The 20,682-nt window shown below is 74.1% G+C and carries 15 protein-coding genes; 4 read left to right on the top strand and 11 right to left on the bottom strand.

Going from position 1 to position 20,682, the window contains the following annotated elements; translation table 11 throughout:
• Positions 1–12 precede the first annotated feature (12 nt).
• Both purH and purN read right to left on the bottom strand, forming a co-directional pair.
• The gene (gene purH / locus ACWC5O_RS36135) at positions 13–1,584 is read right to left on the bottom strand and encodes a bifunctional phosphoribosylaminoimidazolecarboxamide formyltransferase/IMP cyclohydrolase (protein WP_450584116.1); all 1,572 of its coding nucleotides are present in this window, start codon (positions 1,582–1,584) and stop codon (positions 13–15) included.
• Complete coding sequence (gene purN, locus ACWC5O_RS36130; protein ID WP_450584118.1) at positions 1,581–2,219, bottom strand: phosphoribosylglycinamide formyltransferase; 639 nt, start codon at positions 2,217–2,219, stop codon at positions 1,581–1,583. Before purN ends, purH begins: the two co-directional genes overlap by 4 nt.
• 283 nt (positions 2,220–2,502) lie before the next feature.
• Here purN and ACWC5O_RS36125 point away from each other — a divergent pair, with 283 nt between their 5' ends.
• A complete protein-coding gene (locus ACWC5O_RS36125; RefSeq protein WP_450584120.1) occupies positions 2,503–3,267 on the top strand; it encodes a hypothetical protein in 765 nt (254 codons plus the stop codon).
• 203 nt (positions 3,268–3,470) lie between these two features.
• On the opposite strand, the gene ACWC5O_RS36120 is transcribed toward ACWC5O_RS36125, so the two are convergent.
• Positions 3,471–5,462 (bottom strand): cell division protein PerM, encoded by a 1,992-nt coding sequence (locus ACWC5O_RS36120; protein WP_450584121.1) that lies wholly within the window; start codon positions 5,460–5,462, stop codon positions 3,471–3,473.
• A gap of 99 nt (positions 5,463–5,561) precedes the next feature.
• Here ACWC5O_RS36120 and ACWC5O_RS36115 point away from each other — a divergent pair, with 99 nt between their 5' ends.
• Positions 5,562–6,554 (top strand): helix-turn-helix domain-containing protein, encoded by a 993-nt coding sequence (locus ACWC5O_RS36115; RefSeq protein ID WP_450584123.1) that lies wholly within the window; start codon positions 5,562–5,564, stop codon positions 6,552–6,554.
• Between the two features lie 84 nt (positions 6,555–6,638).
• Here the strand turns inward: ACWC5O_RS36115 and sucD are convergent, their stop codons facing one another.
• The 7 genes from sucD to ACWC5O_RS36080 form a co-directional block, all read right to left on the bottom strand.
• Positions 6,639–7,523, bottom strand: a complete 885-nt coding sequence (gene sucD, locus ACWC5O_RS36110; RefSeq protein WP_097252849.1) for a succinate--CoA ligase subunit alpha — start codon at positions 7,521–7,523, stop codon at positions 6,639–6,641.
• 26 nt (positions 7,524–7,549) lie between these two features.
• Positions 7,550–8,728, bottom strand: coding sequence for an ADP-forming succinate--CoA ligase subunit beta (gene sucC, locus ACWC5O_RS36105; protein WP_450584125.1), 1,179 nt, complete (start codon positions 8,726–8,728; stop codon positions 7,550–7,552).
• 428 nt (positions 8,729–9,156) lie between these two features.
• Positions 9,157–11,286 (bottom strand): hypothetical protein, encoded by a 2,130-nt coding sequence (locus tag ACWC5O_RS36100; protein ID WP_450781160.1) that lies wholly within the window; start codon positions 11,284–11,286, stop codon positions 9,157–9,159.
• A gap of 137 nt (positions 11,287–11,423) precedes the next feature.
• A complete protein-coding gene (locus tag ACWC5O_RS36095) occupies positions 11,424–12,200 on the bottom strand; it encodes a hypothetical protein (protein ID WP_450781158.1) in 777 nt (258 codons plus the stop codon).
• 130 nt (positions 12,201–12,330) lie between these two features.
• The gene (locus ACWC5O_RS36090) at positions 12,331–13,521 is read right to left on the bottom strand and encodes a VWA domain-containing protein (RefSeq protein ID WP_450584128.1); all 1,191 of its coding nucleotides are present in this window, start codon (positions 13,519–13,521) and stop codon (positions 12,331–12,333) included.
• Positions 13,518–15,950, bottom strand: coding sequence for a DUF5682 family protein (locus ACWC5O_RS36085; protein WP_450584129.1), 2,433 nt, complete (start codon positions 15,948–15,950; stop codon positions 13,518–13,520). The genes ACWC5O_RS36090 and ACWC5O_RS36085 overlap by 4 nt, the downstream gene beginning before the upstream one ends.
• On the bottom strand, positions 15,947–17,077 hold the full coding sequence (locus ACWC5O_RS36080; protein WP_450584131.1) for an ATP-binding protein: 1,131 nt from the start codon (positions 17,075–17,077) through the stop codon (positions 15,947–15,949). The genes ACWC5O_RS36085 and ACWC5O_RS36080 overlap by 4 nt, the downstream gene beginning before the upstream one ends.
• Positions 17,078–17,209: 132 nt before the next feature.
• Between ACWC5O_RS36080 and ACWC5O_RS36075 the strand changes: the two genes are divergently transcribed.
• Both ACWC5O_RS36075 and ACWC5O_RS36070 read left to right on the top strand, forming a co-directional pair.
• The gene (locus ACWC5O_RS36075) at positions 17,210–18,571 is read left to right on the top strand and encodes an SWIM zinc finger family protein (protein WP_450584133.1); all 1,362 of its coding nucleotides are present in this window, start codon (positions 17,210–17,212) and stop codon (positions 18,569–18,571) included.
• Positions 18,572–18,611: 40 nt separating this feature from the next.
• Complete coding sequence (locus tag ACWC5O_RS36070) at positions 18,612–20,282, top strand: DUF5691 domain-containing protein (protein WP_450584135.1); 1,671 nt, start codon at positions 18,612–18,614, stop codon at positions 20,280–20,282.
• Here the strand turns inward: ACWC5O_RS36070 and ACWC5O_RS36065 are convergent.
• Positions 20,258–20,680 carry a cobalamin B12-binding domain-containing protein gene (locus ACWC5O_RS36065; protein WP_450584136.1) on the bottom strand — a complete coding sequence of 141 codons (423 nt, stop codon included), beginning with the start codon at positions 20,678–20,680 and terminating at the stop codon, positions 20,258–20,260. The two genes, ACWC5O_RS36070 and ACWC5O_RS36065, sit on opposite strands and share 25 nt — an antisense overlap.
• Between the last annotated feature and the right edge of the window lie 2 nt (positions 20,681–20,682).

Below are 20,682 nucleotides of genomic sequence, written 5' to 3'. Positions count from 1 at the left end.
GGCCCTGGGGGCTCAGTGGAAGAAGTGGCGCGTGCCCGTGAAGTACATGGTGACGCCCGCCTTCTTCGCGGCCTCCACGACCAGCTCGTCACGGACCGAACCGCCCGGCTGGACCACGGCCTTGACGCCCGCCGCGGTCAGGACCTCCAGGCCGTCCGGGAACGGGAAGAACGCGTCCGAAGCGGCGTACGAGCCCTGGGCGCGCTCGGCACCGGCCCGCTCGACCGCCAGCTTCGCGGAGTCGACCCGGTTGACCTGGCCCATGCCCACGCCGACCGAGGCGCCGTCCTTGGCGAGCAGGATCGCGTTGGACTTCACCGCGCGGCAGGCCCTCCAGGCGAAGGCCAGCTCGGCCAGCTCGTCGGCGGAGAGCGCCTCACCGGTCGCGAGCGTCCAGTTGGCCGGGTCGTCGCCCTCGGCCTGGAGCCGGTCGGTCTCCTGCAGCAGCACGCCGCCGTCGATCGGCTTGACCTCGACCGGGTTGGCCGGGCCGTTCGGGGACTTCAGGACCCGGATGTTCTTCTTCTTGGTGAGGGCCTCCAGAGCCCCCTCCTCGTAGTCGGGCGCGACGATGACCTCGGTGAAGATCTCCGCGACCTGCTCCGCCATCTCCTTGCTGACCGGGCGGTTCACGGCGATGACCCCGCCGAACGCGGACAGCGGGTCGCACGCGTGCGCCTTGCGGTGCGCCTCGGCGACGTCCGCGCCGACCGCGATGCCGCAGGGGTTGGCGTGCTTGATGATCGCGACGCACGGCTCGGCGTGGTCGTACGCGGCACGGCGGGCGGCGTCCGTGTCCGTGTAGTTGTTGTACGACATCTCCTTGCCGTGCAGCTGCTCGGCCTGGGCCAGACCGGCGCCGGCGGCGTCGACGTACAGGGCGGCCGGCTGGTGCGGGTTCTCGCCGTAGCGCAGGGTGTTCTCGCGCTCCCAGGTGGCGCCCAGGAAGTCGGGGAACGGGGAGTCGTCGACGGGCGCGTACGCAGACGCGAACCAGGAGGCGACTGCCACGTCGTAGGCGGCCGTGTGCTGGAAGGCCTCGGCGGCCAGCCGCTTGCGGGTGGCGAGGTCGAAGCCGCCGGCCGCGACGGCGGCGAGGACGTCGGCGTACCGCTCCGGGCTGGTGACCACGGCGACGGAGGGGTGGTTCTTGGCTGCGGCACGGACCATCGACGGGCCACCGATGTCGATCTGCTCCACGCACTCGTCGGGCGAGGCGCCGGAGGCGACGGTCTCCCGGAACGGGTAGAGGTTCACGACGACCAGGTCGAACGGCTCGACACCCAGCTCGGCGAGCTGCTCGCGGTGGCTGTCCAGACGCAGGTCGGCGAGGATGCCCGCGTGCACCCTGGGGTGCAGGGTCTTGACCCGGCCGTCCAGGCACTCGGGGAAGCCGGTCAGCTCCTCGACCTTGGTCACGGGGACACCGGCGCCGGCGATACGGCCGGCCGTGGACCCGGTGGAGACGAGCTCGACACCGGCCTCGTGCAGCCCGCGCGCGAGGTCTTCGAGCCCGGTCTTGTCGTAGACGCTGACGAGCGCCCGGCGAATGGGCCGCTTGGTGCTCTCGGCGGTGGCGGTCACTGGATAACTACCTTTCGTCCCTCAATGCGATAGCCGTTGCGGGCGAGCCGCCCCACGACCTCGACGAGCAGCCTTCGCTCGACTTCCTTGATGCGCTCGTGCAGCGCGCTCTCGTCGTCCTCGTCCCGGACCTCGACCACGCCCTGAGCGATGATCGGCCCGGTGTCGACGCCGTCGTCGACGAAGTGGACGGTGCAGCCGGTGACCTTGACGCCGTACGCGAGCGCGTCCCGTGCGCCGTGGGCCCCGGGAAAACTGGGCAGCAGGGCGGGGTGCGTGTTGACGAACCGCCCGCCGAACCGTGCCAGGAATTCCTTCCCGACGATCTTCATGAACCCGGCGGAGACCACGAGGTCGGGTTCGTGCGCGGCCACGGCCTCGGCCAGGGCGGCGTCCCACTCCTCCCGCGTCTCGTGGTCCTTCACCCTGCACACGAAGGTCGGCAGCCCGGCCCGCTCGGCGCGGGCGAGCCCCTCGATGCCGGTGCGGTCGGCCCCGACGGCGACGATCCGCGCGCCGTACGACTCGGCTCCGGTGCGCTCGATCTCGTCCAGGAGCGCCTGCAGGTTGGTGCCGGATCCGGAGACCAGCACGACGAGGCGCTTGACCGCTTGGCCAGCGGGGGTGGCGGCCACGGTGGGGCCCTTTCTCGGGGAAGCGTTGTGTCCGGCCGGCGTTTGTACAGTCGTACGAATGCTTCGCGCCCCCGGATACGGGGAAGTCTACGAAGCGGCCGACCGTCAGCAACGATACCGGCACTCCGGAAGGCCCCCTCGGGACGGGGGCGTGGCCGGAAGGTAGCGTTCGGAAGGAATCACGAAGGAGCAGCCTCGGGAACGCGGTCGTCGTGCGGTGCGTTTCACGGGGTGGTAGCTCACGTCGGACCGCCGTATTCGCCTAGGGGAAGACGCTCTTTTGATGCCCGATCGCAGCCTGCGACTCCTCACGTTCCCCCCGCGCCCGTCCCAGGGAGGCGAGCGTGGCGCCGCGCTGCTGCGGGAGCGGCCGGCCTCGCCGCCGCAGGCACCCCAGGGCGGGCGGGACGGCGACGGGCGCGGCGGTGAGCAGCAGGACGACAACCCGTTCGCGCCACCGCCGGAGGGCACCCCGGACCGGCCGTGGCAGCCGCGCCACCCCGAAGGGTCCTCGGGCTCCGGGGGCGATTCCCCCTGGGGCACCCAGTGGAGCGACCGCCAGCCCGGCCGCTCCCCCGGCGGCTTCGGCGAGCGGCCCGGCGGCGGCCCCGAGGGCCCGGGCGGCCCGACCGGCCCCGGCATGCGCTGGGACCCGACGGACCCGGCCCAGCGCCGTGCGCGCTACGCACTCCTGTCCGGCATGTGGGCCGTCTTCTTCGCCCTCTTCAGCTGGCCGTACGTGTCCCTGTTGCTGGGCGCGCTGGCCCTGTACTGGGGCATCAGCGCCCTGCGCGCCAAGCCCCGCACCTCCGACCCGGACACCCCGGCGCCCGCCCCGGGCCCCCGCCCGCAGACCACGGCGGCGATCGGCGGCCTGGTCACGGCTTCCCTGGCCCTCGCCCTGGTCGCCACCACCTTCGCGGTCCAGCTGGTCTACCGCGACTACTACACCTGCGTCGGCGACGCCCTGACCCACGAGGCCAAGCAGTCCTGCGAACAGCTTCTGCCGAAGGAGCTGCGGGGCGTACTGGGGGCCGGGAACAGCTAGGCACTCCGCGGGTTTGGCGGTTGCCTCCGGGTAGGGCGCCGCTGAGTAGGGGCTCAGCGGGCAGCTTCCGGGGTTCGGTGGGCCGGCGGAAGGCGTCCGCGGGGAGCGGGGGCTCCGGCGCGGATGCGGGGGCGACCGGCGGGAGCAAGGGCTCCGGCGCCGGTGAGCGGTCGACCGGCAGGGGCGAAGGGTCCGGTGGGGGCTCAGCGAGCGGCTTCCGCGTCAGGGGGTTCCGTGGGCCGGCGGAAGGCGTCCGCGGGGAGCGGGGGCTCCGGCGCTGGTGAGCGGTCGACCGGCAGGGGCGAAGGGTCCGGTACGGGTGAGCGGTCGACCGGCGAGGGGTCCGGTTCTGGTGAGGGGGCTGCCGCCCGGGGTGACGGTTCCCGCAGGGGTGGCCAGCTGGGTGCGGCGGGCTGGCCGGTGGGTGCGTCGGGTGAGTCCAAGGGCGTCGACGCTGCTCGCAGGGCTGCCCAGCGGGTGGCTCGGGCCACGTCGTCGTGCCAGGCCGAGGGGAACGCGTCGGCGGCCGGCAGGACGTCGTATCTCTCGTCCTCGTCGGGTTCGGCGAGGGGGGACGAGGGGCCCGCCGGGGGGTCTTCCCGGCGGGCCCGGGTCTTCGGCGCCTTCGCCGCCTTCCCCGGCGTTTCCTTCGCCTGCTCCTTCTCGGCGGCCTTGTGGGAACCCTTCGCGGTCTCCTCGGCCACCCCCTTCGCGGACTCCTTCGCCGTGTCCTCGGCCATCGCCTTCGCGGACTCCTTCGCCGCCCCCTTCGCGGCCTCCTTGGCCATCGCCTTCGGTTCCTCCCCCGCCGCCTTCTTACCCGTGCCCGTCGGCCGCCTGCTCCCCGGCTCCGTCCCCTGGGCCGGGACCGTGCCCCGCGTCCGCCGCCCCCACAGCCGCCACGCCCGTACCGTCAGCACCACCGGCATCCCCACCACCGTGAGCCAGAGCGCGGCCGCTCCCCCGCTCTGCCACCACAGCGGGCCGAAGCGGGCCAGTGCGGCCACGCCCAGTGGGCCGCCGGCCAGGGCGGCGAGAAGGGCGAGGAGCGCTGCGCAAAGGAGTGCGGACAGCACGAGCACCCCGGCCGTCCGCCCGGCCGGCCAGGGTGCCCGCGGCTCCGGCTCCACACGCCCCGCGGCCCCCCGCGCCACGAACCAGGCGAGCGTCACCCCGGCCGCCACCGGCACCAGTCCCGCCATCCAGTTCAGCAGGGTTCCGGCGCCCGCGTCCGGTACCGCCGCGAGCAGCGGGAACGGGGGCAGCAGCGGGGCGGGGTCGGAGGCGAGAGGGTGCACCAGGTGCCCGGTGCCGAGGGCGAAGCCCGGGCCGAGGGCGTAGGACGCCGACCACACCGCCGCGTTGGGGATCAGCGCGATGCCGAGGAGCAGGACGGCGAACCGGCCGGTCCAACCCTCCGTCAGCTGCAGGAAGGACGCCCGGGCGGCGGCGCCGTGCAGGACCAGCGAGACGCCGAGCAGCAGTGATCCGCCCCCGAGGAGCACCGTAGTTCCGGCCAGGGCGGCCCGTACGGCCGTACCCAGCCGTGCCCGCGCGTCCGACCCGAACAGCAGCCTGCGCACCGACCCCGGCAGCATCAGCAGCACACCGAGCACGGGCTCGCGCGGGCGGCCGTACGCCGACCACACCCCGGCCCCCGCCGCGCTCGCCGCGACGATCGGCAGACACACCGTCACCCAGCCCCACACGGGCCGCAGTTCGGCGCCCGAGCAGTACAGCGCGGCCGCGGCACCGACGCCGAGGTAGCCGAGAACCACACCCGTCCACGCCGTGTGCGCCGGGACCGGCGGCGGGGCCTCGGATTCGGCGGACGCGTCCGTCGCGTCCCGCGCCGCCCGGTACAGCAGCCACACCGGCAGCACGAGCAGCAGCAGCGGGGTCACGCCCACCGGCAGGGGTGCGCCGGAGAGCGTGTCCGTGCGGACCAGTTCGACGCCGTGCGCCAGCAGCCACAGCGCGGCGGCGATGTGCAGCGCGCCGGCCGGCCCGCTGTCGGGGTACGGCGAGCTGATCCACAGCCCCAGGACGAGCACGGCGAGCGAGCCCAGCCCGAGCCCGGCGGCGACCGCACCGCCCAGCAGGCTCGCGCCCAGCCCGGGCGATCGGTCACGCATCCGGTGCAGCAGCAGCGACAAGGACGGTCGGCGAGCGGTCATCAGCGTCACACCGGCCATGCTCCCAACGACACGCGCTTTCCCGTCGTAACAGCCGAACTACCGATGTGTCGCCCAATATGTGTTTATGTACTTTTTCGTACGAAGGGGTGAGGTGCTGTGACGGAGATCCCCGCCGGCTCGCTGCCACCGCCGAAGGAACGCCGACAGCTGCGCGAGTCCCGGTCGCTGACACAGGCTCAGGTCGCCACACAGGTCGGCGTCAGCCGGGCGACGATCCGCTCGTGGGAGAGAGGGCTCAGCGTCCCGAGCGGTCAGGAGGGCGAGGCGTACGCCCGCCTGCTGACCGGTGACACCCCGACTCCCACTCAGACCTTCGACGCGCTCTACGCGTTCTGCGCCCCCGCCCTCGTACGCCAGACGTACCTGCTCACCGGGCGCGGGGAGCTGGCCCGGGAGGCCGTGGAGCGGGCCTTCCAACTCGCCTGGCAGCGCTGGCCGGAGGTGGCCCAGGACCGGGACCCGGGCGGCTGGGTGCGGGCGATGGCCTACGAGTACGCCCTCTCCCCATGGCACTCCTTCCGCCCGCGCTACCGGTCCCCCGAACCCCCGCCCGCCGACCCGGCCGACCGTGCGCTGCTGCACGCCCTGCTGAAGCTCCCGCCGTCGTACCGGCGCACGCTCATCCTGTACGACGGCGTCGGCCTCGACCTGCCCGAGACGGCGGCGGAGACGGAGGCGAGCACCCCGGCCACGGCCGGCCGGCTGACCCGCGCCCGGGCGGCCGTGGCGGAGCTCGTCCCGGAACTGGCCGACCCCGCCGCACTGCACCGGCGGCTGCTGGAGCTGGCCTCCAGGGAACAACTGCGCGCCGCCAGGCCGCCCACGGTACGTACGGTCGGCGAACGCCGGAACGTGTTCTGGACGCGGGCGGCCATCGCCTTCACGGTCGCGATCATCGGCTCGACGGCCCTGACCCTGCGCACGGCCCCGACACACTACGAGCCGCCGATCGCCCCGGCCCAGGCGGTACAGGGGGTTCCGCCACCGCCGGCCCTGGGTCCGCTGTCACGGGAGGAACTGTCCCTGCGCGCCAAGCTGCACAGGGAGGAGTCCAACGGCCCGGAGCGCGTCGCGCCAGTGGCACGCTGAGCCACGCGGCCGCGGGCGAGCGAAAACGCCGGTGGGCCCGCCCCGGCCAAGGGAACGGGCCCACCGACGTTGCAGCTGGGAAGCTCAGGCGCTCAGGATCTCCCGAGCCAGCTTCGCCGTCTCGGTCGGGGTCTTGCCGACCTTGACGCCGGCGGCCTCGAGGGCCTCCTTCTTCGCCTGGGCGGTGCCGGACGAACCGGAGACGATGGCACCGGCGTGGCCCATCGTCTTGCCCTCGGGCGCGGTGAAGCCCGCGACGTAGCCGACGACCGGCTTGGTCACGTTCTCCTTGATGAACGCGGCCGCGCGCTCCTCGGCGTCGCCACCGATCTCACCGATCATGACGATCAGGTCGGTGTCGGGGTCGTCCTGGAACGCGGCCAGGGCGTCGATGTGCGTGGTGCCGATGATCGGGTCGCCACCGATGCCGACGGCCGTCGAGAAGCCGATGTCACGCAGCTCGTACATCATCTGGTACGTCAGCGTGCCGGACTTCGAGACCAGGCCGATGCGGCCCGGCTTGGTGATGTCGCCCGGGATGATGCCGACGTTCGACTGACCCGGGGTGATGATGCCGGGGCAGTTCGGGCCGATGATGCGGGTCTTGTTGCCCTTCTTGCCGGCGTACGCCCAGAAGGCGGCCGTGTCGTGCACGGCGATGCCCTCGGTGATCACGACGGCCAGCGGGATCTCGGCGTCGATGGCCTCGACGACCGCGTCCTTGGTGAACTTCTCCGGCACGAAGATGACGGAGACGTTGGCGCCGGTCTTCTCGATGGCCTCGGCGACCGTGCCGAACACGGGTACCTCGGTGCCGTCGAAGTCCACGGTCTGACCCGCCTTGCGCGGGTTCACGCCGCCGACGACGTGGGTGCCGTCACCCAGCATGAGCTTGGTGTGCTTCATGCCCGTGGCGCCGGTCATGCCCTGGACGATGACCTTGCTGTCCTTGTTGAGCCAGATAGCCATGGTGGTGTGAGTCCTCGTCCTTGTGCTTACTTGGCGGCGGCCAGCTCGGCGGCCTTGTCGGCCGCGCCGTCCATGGTGTCGACGCGCTGCACCAGCGGGTGGTCGGCGTCGGTGAGGATCTTGCGGCCCAGCTCGGCGTTGTTGCCGTCGAGGCGGACGACGAGCGGCTTCTCGACCTTCTCGCCGCGGTCCTCCAGGAGCTTCAGGGCCTGCACGATGCCGTTGGCGACCTCGTCGCAGGCGGTGATGCCACCGAAGACGTTGACGAACACGGACTTGACGTCCGGGTCGCCCAGGATGATCTCCAGGCCGTTCGCCATGACCTGGGCGGAGGCGCCACCGCCGATGTCCAGGAAGTTGGCGGGCTTGACGCCACCGTGGTTCTCACCGGCGTAGGCGACGACGTCCAGGGTGCTCATGACGAGACCCGCGCCGTTGCCGATGATGCCGACCTCGCCGTCGAGCTTGACGTAGTTGAGGCCCTTCGCCTTGGCGGCGGCCTCGAGCGGGTTGGCCGCGGCCTTGTCGTGGAGTTCCTCGTACTCGGGGTGGCGGAACTCGGCGTTCTCGTCGAGCGACACCTTGCCGTCGAGGGCGATGACCTCACCGGAGGCGACCTTCGCGAGCGGGTTGACCTCGACGAGGAGGGCGTCCGACTTGATGAAGGTGTCCCACAGCTTGATCAGGACGTTGACGACCTTGTCCGCGACCTCGGCCGGGAACTTGGCGGCCTCGACGATCTCGCGGGCCTTGGCCTCGTCCACGCCGTCGATCGGGTCGATCGCGGTCTTGGCGACGGCCTCCGGACGGGTGGCCGCCACCTCCTCGATCTCCATGCCGCCCTCGACGGAGGCGATGGAGAGGAAGGTGCGGTTGGCACGGTCGAGGAGGAAGGAGACGTAGTACTCCTCGATGATCTCCGGAGCGGTCTCGGCGATCATCACCTTGTGGACCGTGTGGCCCTTGATGTCCATGCCGAGAATGTCCGTCGCCCGGGCGACGGCCTCGTCCGCGGAGGCGGCCAGCTTGACGCCACCGGCCTTGCCACGACCACCGACCTTCACCTGCGCCTTGACGACGGACTTGCCGCCCAGCCGCTCGGTGATCTCGCGCGCCGCCTCAGGCGTGTCGATGACTTCACCGGCCAGCACCGGTACATCGTGCTTGGCGAAGAGGTCCCTCGCCTGGTACTCGAACAGGTCCACGCGCTTCCGTCCCTATCAGTGATCTCGCGGTTCGTTGGATGCGTGGGCGTGCCGCGAAGGGCAACGTGACGTCCGCTGTCACTAGGGAAGCGCACACGGTGTCCGAGCGCGCGGCATGTCCGTCTCGCAGGTTATCGCCGCTTGCGTGGGCTCCCTAAATCGAGGGTCACACCTGAGCGGTGATACCTGTCACATGATGCCGGGTTTGCTGACACGGCGTGCCGCGAACGGGGTGATGTGCGAGGCCTCACCGGGCTGGGGTTGACCCGGTGAGGCCCCCGGACGGGCCCCGAAGGGCCCGGGGCGGTTGATCCCCACCCCAATGGGGACCACCCGCCCCGTACCGCGAGGGGGTACGGCCGGACGGACCGTCGGCGTTCGGCCGTCCGGGTTCGCCGGCCCCCGCGGAGCCTGCGTGGCGCTCAGCCCTACTGCACGCCGTGGGTGTGCGCCAGACCCTCGACGTAACCCGGGGTGACGGAGTGGGCGACGCCCTCGGCCCCGGCGACGGCATGCCCGGCCAGCGGACCGCCGGTGACCTCCGCGGTCCCGGCGAGGTCCTGCGCGAACGGCCCGACCTGCTGCGTGAGGGGCGCGGTCTCGCCGACGACACCGCCCACGTAGGGACCGGCCTCGCCCGCCACGCCGTACGCCAGCCCGCTCGCGCTGTCGCCGGCACCGTCCACGACCGGCGACACGGTCCCGGTCACCATGTCGGTGATCGTGTCCACGACTGGCTGTACGGCACCGGTGACTCCCGCCGCGAACGGCGGCACCTGCCCGGTCACTCCCCCGGCGAAGACACCGGTCTGTCCGGTGACCCCGTGGGCGAGCGGCGGGACGGCGCCCACGACACCGCCGACGAAGGGGTGCACGTCGCCCACCACGCCGTACGCGAGCGTCCCCGCGTCCGCCACGGCCTGCCCGGCGACCGGCACGACCCCGTGCACGGCGGTCCCGGCGACGGGCGGCAGCACGGCGTCCACGGCGTCGTGGGCAACCTGGCCGGCCATCCCGGTGGCGTACGGCGGCACGTCCGTGAGGACCCCGCCGACGAGGGGCAGCGCGTCGGCGACGGCACCGGCGGCGACGCCGTGCACATCGGCGACGGCGCCCGTACCGACCCCATGCACATCGGCGACGGCGCCCGTACCGAGCCCGTCCACGTCGGCGACGGCACCCGTACCGACCCCATGCACGTCGGCAACGGCACCCGTACCGACCCCATGCACGTCGGCAACGGCACCCGTACCGACCCCATGCACGCCGTACGCGGCGTCCGTCGCGAGTCCGTGCATCTGGGTCACGGCGTCCGTGGCGGTTCGGTACACGCCCGCGACGGCGCCGGTGGCGGTGCCGTGCGCGCTGGTCACCGCGCCCGAGGCGGTGCCCCGCACGCCCGTGACCGCATACCCGGCGGTGGGCAGGACGCCCGTCACCGCGCCGGTGGCAGTCCCCTGGACGCCCGTCACGGCGCCCGAGGCGGTTCCGTGGACGCCGGCGACCGCATACCCGGCGGTCGGCAGGACGCCCGTCACCGCGCCGGTGGCAGTCCCCTGGACGCCCGTCACGGCGCCCGAGGCGGTTCCGAGGGTGCCGGCGACAGCGTGCCCGGCGGTCGACAGGACGCCCGCCACCGCCTCGTCGGCGACCGGCAGCACCCCGGCCAGTGCGGTGGGGGCCACCGGCGGGACGGCGGCGGCGGTCGTCTCGTCCACGACGGGTGCGACGGTGCCCGGCACCGCCCGCACCGTGCCGACGACCCGCTGCTCGACACCGGCGACCGTGCCGGTGACGTGCGCGGGCACGGCGGCGACGGAGGCCTCGGCGGCGCCGGTCACCCGTGCCGCCTCGCCGCCCGCGAGGGCGGCCGCACCAGCGGTACGGCCCTGCGCCCCGGCCACGGTCTGCTGTGCCGTCGTCCGTACGGCGCCCTCGACGCCCGCGGCCCGCAGGCGCGCGGCGGCCTGGGTGGCCTGCAGCTTGGTCTGGGCAGCCGCCAGGGCCTCCTCCACCTCGGGAGCGAAGGAGGCGAGGGGACCGAAGAGGTAGTCGATCTCGTCCTGCGGCGTGGGAGCCGAGGGCGTGGCGGGCGCGGACAGGTGGGTGGCCGTGTGGGTCGCCGCGGCGGCCTCGGCGGTGGCCCGGGCACCCACCGCGTGCACGTGCGCCTCGGTCTGCGCCTGGGTGGCGCGCGCGGCCCGGGCGCCCTGGATGGCCTGGCCGCCCCGGATCTTCGCGGCGGTCGGGACCTTCGCCTCGACGTACCGGCGGGCCTGGTCGGCCGTACCGGTGACGGTGCGGGTCGGCTGCTGCGCCTTGGCCTCGGCGCCGGAGACGGCCGCGGTGGCCGTGCCGGTCACGTCGGAGACGGTGTCGTGGACGTCGGTGAGGACGCCGTCGACGGTGTCGGTGAGGGTGCCGGTGGTGGTGTCGGTGTCGGGTACGGAGACCGCCGGGGTGGACAGCTCGTCGGCGCTGGCCACGGCCGAGCCGAGGGCCCAGGCGCCGGTGACTCCGGCGGCTATCACGATCGAGCGGCGGATGTTCTTGTTCATGCGTGCGTCAAGTCCTTCGGAAACGGCTAGGGAGTTCCGACCGGAGGGCGCCGGGAGAGGCCGGCGGGTCCGGCGGAGTGGGCAGACCTGTTCCGCCCCCGCGCGACAGGTCCGTGGCGGGGAGGTCGGCCCTTGGCCTAGCCGGGGAAGACCGGGATGTCCCGGTACCGTTCCCGGGTCCCGGGCGCGTCGACGCGCGCGGCGGTGCCGGGCAGGAGCCGCAAGGACGCCCGGCCGTCGAGGGTGACGGCGTACGCGTCCCCGTGGCGGGACGCGGTGCCGTCGGCCGCCTGCTTGCCGAGCATGCCGTCCGGGTCTCCGGTGGGCGCGGGCTGGGCGGGCGCGTCGACGGCTGCGGCGGCGCGCTGTACGGGGGTGTGCGCCGCGGTCCGGGGGGCTTGCGCCGGAAACGCGAAATCCGGTCCGTACGCGACGGCCCGCAGCCGTGCGGACGCGGCAGTGCGGGCCTCGGTGCGGGCTCGGTCACCCTTGTCCGCCGCCGGTGCCGCGCTGTCGTACCGGCCCGCCCCGGGCTCCGGGGTGACCGGCGCGGGCAGCGGATGCACGGGCAGTTCGGAGACTTCCGGGACCTCCGGGAGCTTCGGCAGCGGCACGGAGGGCGCGGCGGGCAGCGCGGGCGCCTCGGCCCGCGTCTGCTCGAGGGTGTGGGAGGCCGTCCGCACGACCTTCCGTACGGGGGTGACGACCCGTTCGGTGACGGTTCGTACCGCGTCCTCGTGCCCGGTCACCGAGGCCACCGGAGTCACCGGCGTCCGCTCGGCCGCCTGGGCCTGCTCACCGCAGAGGAACCCGAGCAGGAACAACCCGCCGACCAGCAGTGCCAGTTGCAGCGCACGCCGCCCGGCCGCCGTACGCAGCACGCGCACAGCGGTACCGAACACAGCGGCTGGCAAGGTCAAGAGATGAGACTTCCGGTCGGCGCGGCGGGGGGGTGGCGGCGTCGTCGATCCTCGCACGGTCGGCCCGAGGTAGCGCAACCCCCCTGTTACCGATGGGTAGTCATGTCCCTTTTCCAGCCCGGCGTCACGCGGTGTCCGGTATGGGCAGCGGACGCTTCTCGATCGCCGCCGCCATCACCTCCGGGAACAGGTCGGGCGTGCAGGCGAAGGCGGGTGCGCCGAGCGCCCCGAGCGCGGCCGCGTGCTCACGGTCGTAGGCGGGCGCCCCCTCGTCCGACAGCGCGAGCAGGGCCACGAACTGCACCCCGGACGCCTTCATCGCCGCGACCCGCTTGAGCATCTCGTTGCGGATGCCGCCCTCGTAGAGGTCGCTGATCAACACGACCACCGTCTCGGCGGGCCGGGTGATCTGCGACTGGCAGTAGGCGAGCGCCCGGTTGATGTCCGTGCCGCCGCCGAGCTGGGTGCCGAAGAGGACGTCGACCGGGTCGTCCAGCTGGTCGGTGAGGTCGACGACCGCCGTGTCGAACACGACCAGTCGCGTGTTGATCGACCGCATGGAGGCGAGCACCGCCCCGAACACGGACGCGTAGACCACGGACGCCGCCATCGAGCCCGACTGGTCGACGCAGAGGATGACCTCCTTCTTCACGGACTGCGCGGCCCGCCCGTACCCGATGAGCCGCTCCGGCACGATCGTGCGGTACTCGGGCACGTAGTGCTTGAGGTTGGCCGCGATGGTGCGGTTCCAGTCGATGTCGTGGTGGCGCGGCCGGCTGATGCGCGCGCTGCGGTCCAGGGCGCCGGTGAGGGTGGCCCGGGTGCGGGTGGCGAGGCGCTTCTCCAGGTCCTCGACCACCTTGCGCACGACCGCGCGTGCCGTCTCCTTCGTCGTCTCCGGCATCGCGTTGTTGAGCGAGAGCAGCGTGCCGACCAGGTGCACGTCGGCCTCCACCGCCTCCAGCATCTCCGGCTCCAGCAGCAGCGCGGCCAGCCCGAGCCGGTCGATGGCGTCGCGCTGCATGACCTGGACGACGGAGGACGGGAAGTAGGTGCGGATGTCCCCGAGCCAGCGCGCCACGGACGGCGCCGAGGCACCGAGCCCCGCCGAACGGTCCCGCCCTGTCTGCGGCTTGTCCCCCTTGCCGTACAGCGCGGTGAGCGTTCCGTCCATCGCCGCGTCGCGGCCGGACAGGGCGCATCCGGTGCCGTCCGCCCGGTCGCCGCCGAGCACCAGCCGCCAGCGCCGCAGCCGCTCGCGCGCGGGGTCGGCGTACTCGGCCGGTGCCCCGGCCGCCATCGCTTCGGTTGTCATATGCCCACCCTCGCAAGGCTGTTGTCACGAATTGCCGCGTGTTCCCGCTCCGCGTCCAGGCCGAGCAGCAGCCGCACCACCGGCAGCACGGCGTCCGCGCGCTCGGTGTCCGGTTCGGCGGCGAAGCCGGGCAGTCCGGCCGCCGGGGCCGCCGGGCCGGTGTGCCCTCCGGGCCCGCGCCGCACCAGTTCGCCGAGGGTTCTGCGCACTCCGGGCTCGTACGCCGAGAACGTGCGCCGCAGCAGCGGCAGTACGTCCGTGAACGCCTCCGCAGGCACCCCGGTCAGCCAGCTGTCGACCAGGCCGAGCAGCCGCTCGTCGTGCACCAGCAGCATGCCGCCCCCGCCGCCGACGAAGCCCTCGATCCAGGCGGCCGCGTCGGCGGGCGGTGTCCCCGGCGAGAGCACCAGGCCCATCAGCCGGGCCGCCTCCTCGGGCCGCAGCTCGCCGTCGTCCAGCAGCAGCCGGACGGCCCGCCCCCGTATGACACCGGGCACGGTGTCCCGCAGGGCCAGGGTCCGCAGCACGGTGCGCCAGCGGCCGCGCAGGTCCCCCCGGCCGGTGTCCGGAGTGCCGGTGAGGGTCTCCGCCAGGAGTCCCACGGCGCCGTGCACGGCGTCGACATGGCCGCGCATCTCCTCCGCCGCGTCCGCGTCCAGGGCGGCGCAGGCCGGCGGGAGGCCGACGAAGACCCGCTCGGCGAGGCCCGCCGCGACACCGGCCAGCGCGCCGGTGTCAGTGCCGCGAACGTCGCCGTAGCGCAGCGAGCGGACCAGGGCGGGCAGCGCCTGGGCGAGGTGGCCGACGTCCGAGTCGAGGGCCGCCCGGTCGGCGAGCACCCGCATCACCACCGGCAGCGCGTCCGGCAGCCCGGCCAGCAGGCAGTGCTCGGCGAGCGCGGTGACCTCCGCGAGGGCTTCCGCGGTGGTCGCGTCCGCCTCCGCCCTGGCCGTGGCCGCGGCGAGCACGGTCGTCCCCCACACCCCCGCCTCGGCGACCCGCACCGACAACTCCGGCTCCCAGCGCAGCCGCCAGGTCTCCCGGAAGGTGCCCGTATTCCCCCGCGACTCGGCCGGCTCGCCCCAGCCGACGCCGAGCAACCGCAGCCGGTGCAGGAGCCTGCTGCGGCCGGCGTCGGTCTCCTTGCGCAGGTCCAGCTCCAGCTCGCGCTCCAGCGCCTCCGGCTTGAGCCGCAGCCGGCGCTGCTCCCGGGCCAGGTCACGCTGCAACGGCACCGCGGGCGCCGCCTCCGGCACCTCCCCCAGCACGTCTCCGACCACCAGCCGGTCGTGCACCAGCGCCAGCGGCACGTCCGAGCCGTCGCACATCACCGCGCGCACGGCGTCGGTGGTCTCGCTCAGGCCGGGCAGCGGACGGCCGCGCATGGCCGCGAGGGTCTCGGCGAGCCGCACCGCCTCGATGACGTGCGCGGAGGAGACGATCCGGTCCTCCTCGCGCAGCAGCCCCGCCACCTTGGTCAGCCATCGCTCGACCGGCCGGTCCGGCGCCCGGAACAGATGCCCGTACCAGCCCGGCGAGTCGATCCCGGCGCCGTACCCGCTCGACCGGGCCAGCCTGCGGTGCGTCCACGGCACCCAGGTCAGGTCCGCCTTGACCTTGGGCAGCCCCTTCAGCAGCGCCCGGTCCACGGTGACGGCGGCCTTCTCCCGCAGCGCGGGTACGTGCCACGCCCCGCACACCACGGCCACCGCGTCCCCGAACTCCTTTCGGGCGGCCCGCACCTGGAGCCTCATGTGGGCCTCCCGCACCAGGTCGCGGGGCCGCCCGCCGACGCCGTAGCGCTCGCGCAGCGCCGTCATGGCCTCCTCCAGCGCGGCGAACGGAGCGAAGGGATCCTGCTGCCCCGGGCCCCGGTGCTCGACGACGTCCTCCCACCAGCGCTCGGGATCGTCGTACCCGGCGGTCTCGGCGAGCACGGCGAGGGGGTCGACGCGCAGGCCCGCCACTGCGCCCGGCTCGCCCTCGCGGTCCTCGCCGTCCTCGCCGTCCTCGCCGTCCTCGCCGTCCTCGCCGTCCTCGCCGTCCACGTCGGACGGCGCCTCCGGCTCCGTGTCCCACGCCAGCGTGTGTGTGGCGGGCAGGTCGATGAAGCGGGCCGGGACGCCCTGTTCGAGGGCCCAGCGGATCGCCACCCACTCGGGGCTGAACTCGGCCAGCGGCCAGAACGCCGAGCGGCCGGGCTCGTCCACGGCGTGGCCGAGCAGGGCGACCGGCGGCCGCATGTCCGGGTCGGCGGCGAGCGGGATCAGCGTGTCGGCCTCGGGCGGCCCCTCGATCAGCACGACACCGGGCCGGGCGGCCTCCAAGGCGGCCCGCACAGCGCGCGCGGAGCCGGGCCCGTGGTGCCGAACGCCGAGCAGCAGCGGCCCGGAGGCAGGGGCCGTGCCCCACGTGGAGTCGTCGCTCACACGCTCACCTCCCGGCAGGCCCGGTAGAAGTCCTTCCAGCCGTCGCGCTCGCGGACGACCGTCTCCAGGTACTCCTGCCAGATGACTCGGTCGGCCGCCGGGTCGCGGACGACGGCACCGAGAATGCCGGCGGCGACGTCACCCGGGCGCAGCACGCCGTCGCCGAAGTGGGCCGCCAGCGCAAGGCCGTTGGTGACGACGGAGATCGCCTCCGCGGTGGACAGCGTGCCGCTCGGCGACTTCAGCTTCGTCCGGCCGTCGGCGGTCATCCCGTCGCGCAGCTCGCGGAAGACCGTCACGACCCGGTGGATCTCCTCGATGCCGTCCGGCACGGCCGGCAGGTCGAGGGAGCGGCCGATCTGCTCGACGCGGCGCGTGACGATGTCGACCTCGGCGTCGGCGCTCTCCGGCAGCGGCAGCACCACGGTGTTGAAGCGGCGACGCAGCGCGCTGGAGAGGTCGTTGACGCCGCGGTCGCGGTCGTTGGCGGTGGCGATGAGGTTGAAGCCGCGGACCGCCTGCACCTCCTGTCCCAGCTCCGGGATCGGCAGGATCTTCTCGGACAGGATCGTGATCAGCGTGTCCTGCACGTCGGCCGGGATGCGGGTCAGCTCCTCCACGCGGGCCGTCATGCCCTCGGCCATGGCCCGCATGACGGGGCTCGGCACCAGGGCGTCGCGGCTGGGTCCGTGCGCGAGCAGCTGCGCGTAGTTCCAGCCGTAGCGGATCGCCTCCTCCGGCGTGCCCGCCGTACCCTGGACGAGCAGGGTCGAGTCGCCGCTGACCGCGGCCGCGAGGTGCTCCGACACCCAGGTCTTGGCCGTGCCGGGCACGCCGAGCAACAGCAGCGCGCGGTCGGTGGCGAGGGTGGTGACGGCGACCTCGACGATACGGCGCGGGCCCACGTACTTCGGTGTGATCACCGTGCCGTCCGCCAGGGTGCCGCCGAGCAGATAGGTCGCCACCGCCCACGGCGACAGTTTCCAGCGGGCCGGGCGCGGGCGGTCGTCCTGGGCGGCCAGCGCGGTGAGTTCGGCGGCGAAGGCGTGCTCGGCATGCGGTCGCAACGCCTGCGAGCCCTCGCTCCCGCTCGCTTCGACGGACGTCGGTTCCACGGACACAGTCATGGCTGAGGCCCCCTCCAGCTCGGCCGGTTCGGATCTGGCATCCACCGTGCACCACGCCACTGACAATCGCTCTGACCTGCACAGACACGCTCGCTGGGCCGATTGTCAGTGGTGGGATCTACCGTCGGTGGCATGACTGAGCAGGGGGTGCGCTGGACCGCGGAGCAGGTGCTGGCACTGGCGCCTGACGCCGCGTCACGCAAGGCGGGAAGCAAGCTGGGCACGGCCGGACCGTGGTCCGGGTCGGGCAGCGGAGAAGGGACGGTGTGGGGGCTGTGCAAGGGCAGTGGCAGCAGGCCGTACCAGACGGTGGTGGACCTCGCGGACGCGGCCGGGCCCGCGTACAAGTGCAGTTGCCCGAGCCGGAAGTTCCCGTGCAAACACGCGCTCGGGCTGCTGCTGCTGTGGGCGGAGGGGGACGGCGCGGTGCCTGCGGTGGCCGAGCCGCCGGAGTGGGCCGAGCAGTGGCTCTCGGGCAGACGCAGGCGCGCGGAGAGCAAACGGGCGGAGGGCGGGGGGAGTTCCGCACCCGGGTCCGCTGACCCGGAGGCGGCGCGGCGCCGGGCGGAGCGTCGGGCCGAGCGGGTCACGGCGGGCGCGACGGAGCTGGAGCAGCGCCTCGCGGACCTGCTGCGCGGCGGCCTGGCCTCGGCCGAACAGACCGGATACGGGATGTGGGACGAGACGGCGGCCCGCATGGTCGACGCGCAGGCCCCCGGACTGGCGGCGCGAGTGCGGGAGTTGGGAGCGATACCCGCCTCCGGCCCGGGTTGGCCGGCGCGCCTGCTGGAGGAGTGCGCGCTGCTGCATCTGCTCGACCAGGGCTGGCTGCGCCGCGACCGACTGCCGGACGCCCTCGCGGCGACGGTCCGCTCCCGGCTCGGCCTGCCCGCTTCGGCGGACGGCCCGCCGGTGCGCGACCGCTGGCTGGTCCTCGCCCAGTACGACACGGTCGACCCGAAACTGACGACGCGCCGGATCTGGCTCCACGGCGCCGAGTCGGGCCGCACCCGGCTGCTCCTCTCCTACGGCGCGGCCGGCCGGGCACCGGAACTGTCCCTGCCGGTCGGTCTGGCGCTGGAGGCCGACCTGTCCGTGTTCCCCGGCGCCGGACAGCTGCGGGCGGCCCTGGGCGAGCAGCACGCCCCGCCCGCACCCGTGGCACTGCGCCCGCCGGGCGTGAGCACGGCCCGGGCCGCGGCCCGCTACGGCGACGCCCTGCGCGAGGACCCCTGGCTGGAGTCGGTCCCGGTCACGCTGGACCGTGTCATACCGACGCCGGACACCGAACCGGGCTCCTGGCAACTGGCCGACGCCGAAGCGGACTCGGCGCTCCCGCTCACCCCGTCCGCCCGCTCCCGCCCGGGCCTGTGGCGCCTGGTGGCCCTCTCCGGCGGCGCCCCCGTCAAGGTCTTCGGCGAGTGCGGCCACCGCGGCTTCACCCCACTGACGGCATGGCCCGAGGGCCCGGGCGCGCCGGTGACGCTGTGCTGACCTGCCCGAACACCGAGGGACACGAAGAGAAGGGAACGTGATGCACGCAGCCTCGACCGCGACGGCCGGCCAGGCCCTGGTCCCATCCTCCTGGGAGAACCTCGTCACCACCGCCCTCCTCGGCACCGACCGGCGCCCCCCGGTGGCGGCCGGGCCCGGGCGGGAAGCGCCCGTGGCCCTGCTGGACGCCGCCGCCGTGACCACCTTGCGACGGCGGGCCGGGCTGCGGCCCGGCCCGGCCGCGCGGCGGCCGGAGCCCGCTCCCGAGGATCCCCGTCCGGCGCTGCCCGCCGCCGCCGCGCGCAGGCTCGCCCTGCTGCTGGCCGACCGTTCCGGCGGCGGAGGCGGTGGCAGGCGGGGCAGCGCACCGGACCTCATGGAACTGCTCCCGCAGTGGCTCGCGGCGGCCAACGCCCATGGGTACGCGGCGCCCCCGCAGGCACTGCCCGCACTGCTGGACGCCGCCCGGGGCCGTACGGACCTGCGGCCGGCGGCGCTGGCGTTCGCGGGTCCGCGGGCCCTGTGGCTGGCCCGGCTGAACCCGGACTGGCGGTTCGCCCTGCGCTCGGCACCGGGCGGCGGAGCGGCGCTGCCCGACCTCGAGGACGACGAGGCGGTGCAACAGCTGTGGCAGGAGGGCCTGTTCGCCGAGCGGGTCGCCCTGCTGTCCGCCCTGCGCGCCCGCACGCCCGGCCCAGCCCGGGAGCTGCTGACCGCCACTTGGGCGACGGAGCGGGCCGAGGACCGGCTGATGTTCCTCGACGCGCTGCGCACGGGCCTGTCCGCCGAGGACGAGCGGTTCCTGGAGCAGGCCCTGGGCGATCGCAGCCGCAACGTCCGGGCCACGGCGGCGGAGCTGCTGTCCACGCTGCCGGGTTCGGCGCTCGCCGCGCGGATGGCGGTGCGGGCCACGGCCTGCGTGGCCGTCGACCACATGGGGAGCAGGCCCACGATCGTCGTGGAGGCACCCCTCGAGTGCGACCCGGACATGGAGCGGGACGGCGTGGCGGCCAAACCCCCCGCAGGCCGAGGTGAACGGTCGTGGTGGCTGAGCCAGTTGGTGGAGGCGGCACCGCTCGGCACCTGGCCGGGCCGGCTGGGCGGACGTACCCCCGAGCAGATCGTGGCGCTGCCGGTGGCCGACGGCTGGCAGGGCGAACTGCACGCCGCCTGGTGCCGGGCGGCGGTGCGGCAGCGGGACGCCGCGTGGTCGAGGGCGCTGCTCGGGGCGCCGTCGGCGCCGGAGGCCGGCGGGCCCGGGGCGGTGTCCCTGGCGGAGCGGGCGAAGCTGCTGGCCGCGCTGGAGGACGGGGAACGGGCCGAGTGGGTGGCGGGCTTCATCGCGACCCACGGCCTGTCCGAGGCGTTCCAGCTGCTCGGGGTGTGCGACGTCCCCTGGGGCGCCCCGCTCGGCCGGGCCGTGGTGGACGCCCTCGACATCGCCCGGGACGCGGGCAGTTACCCCTGGAGCTTCAGCGGGGTGATGGGGCTGGCCGAGCGCTGCCTGGACCCGGCCGAGGCCGCCCGGCTGGACGGCCTGCTGGCGATACCCGACGAACGCGAGGACGCCTCGCCCGGCGCCGGGGGCTACTGGGCGGAGGCGTTCCAGCGGCTGGTGAGCACGCTGCGGTTGCGGGCGGCGATGGCCGCGGAGTTGGGCGAGACCGGCCCGTCCGGCGTCGGGGCTCAGCCCCCGGAAGCGGCCGGCTGACGCACGTTCTCCCGGACCCACTCCACGATCGCCGTGGTGGTCGCGCCGGGCGTGAAGATCGCCGCGACCCCCTTCTCCTTCAGCGGCGGAATGTCCTCCTCCGGGATGATGCCGCCGCCGAAGACGAGGATGTCCGCGGCGTCGCGCTCCTTGAGGAGGTCGATGACGGCGGCGAAGAGGGTGTTGTGGGCGCCCGAGAGGATGGACAGGCCGATCGCGTCGGCGTCCTCCTGGATGGCGGTGTCGACGATCTGTTCCGGCGTCTGGTGAAGCCCGGTGTAGATGACCTCCATACCGGCGTCGCGCAGCGCCCGCGCGATGACCTTGGCCCCACGATCGTGGCCGTCGAGCCCCGGCTTGGCGACCACCACGCGGATCGGACCGGCTGCCACACCCATCA

The sequence above is a fragment of the Streptomyces sp. NPDC001450 genome, assembly GCF_053597295.1.
Note: the sequence above shows the minus strand (reverse complement) of the source record. Positions and strands in the feature narration are given on the sequence as shown.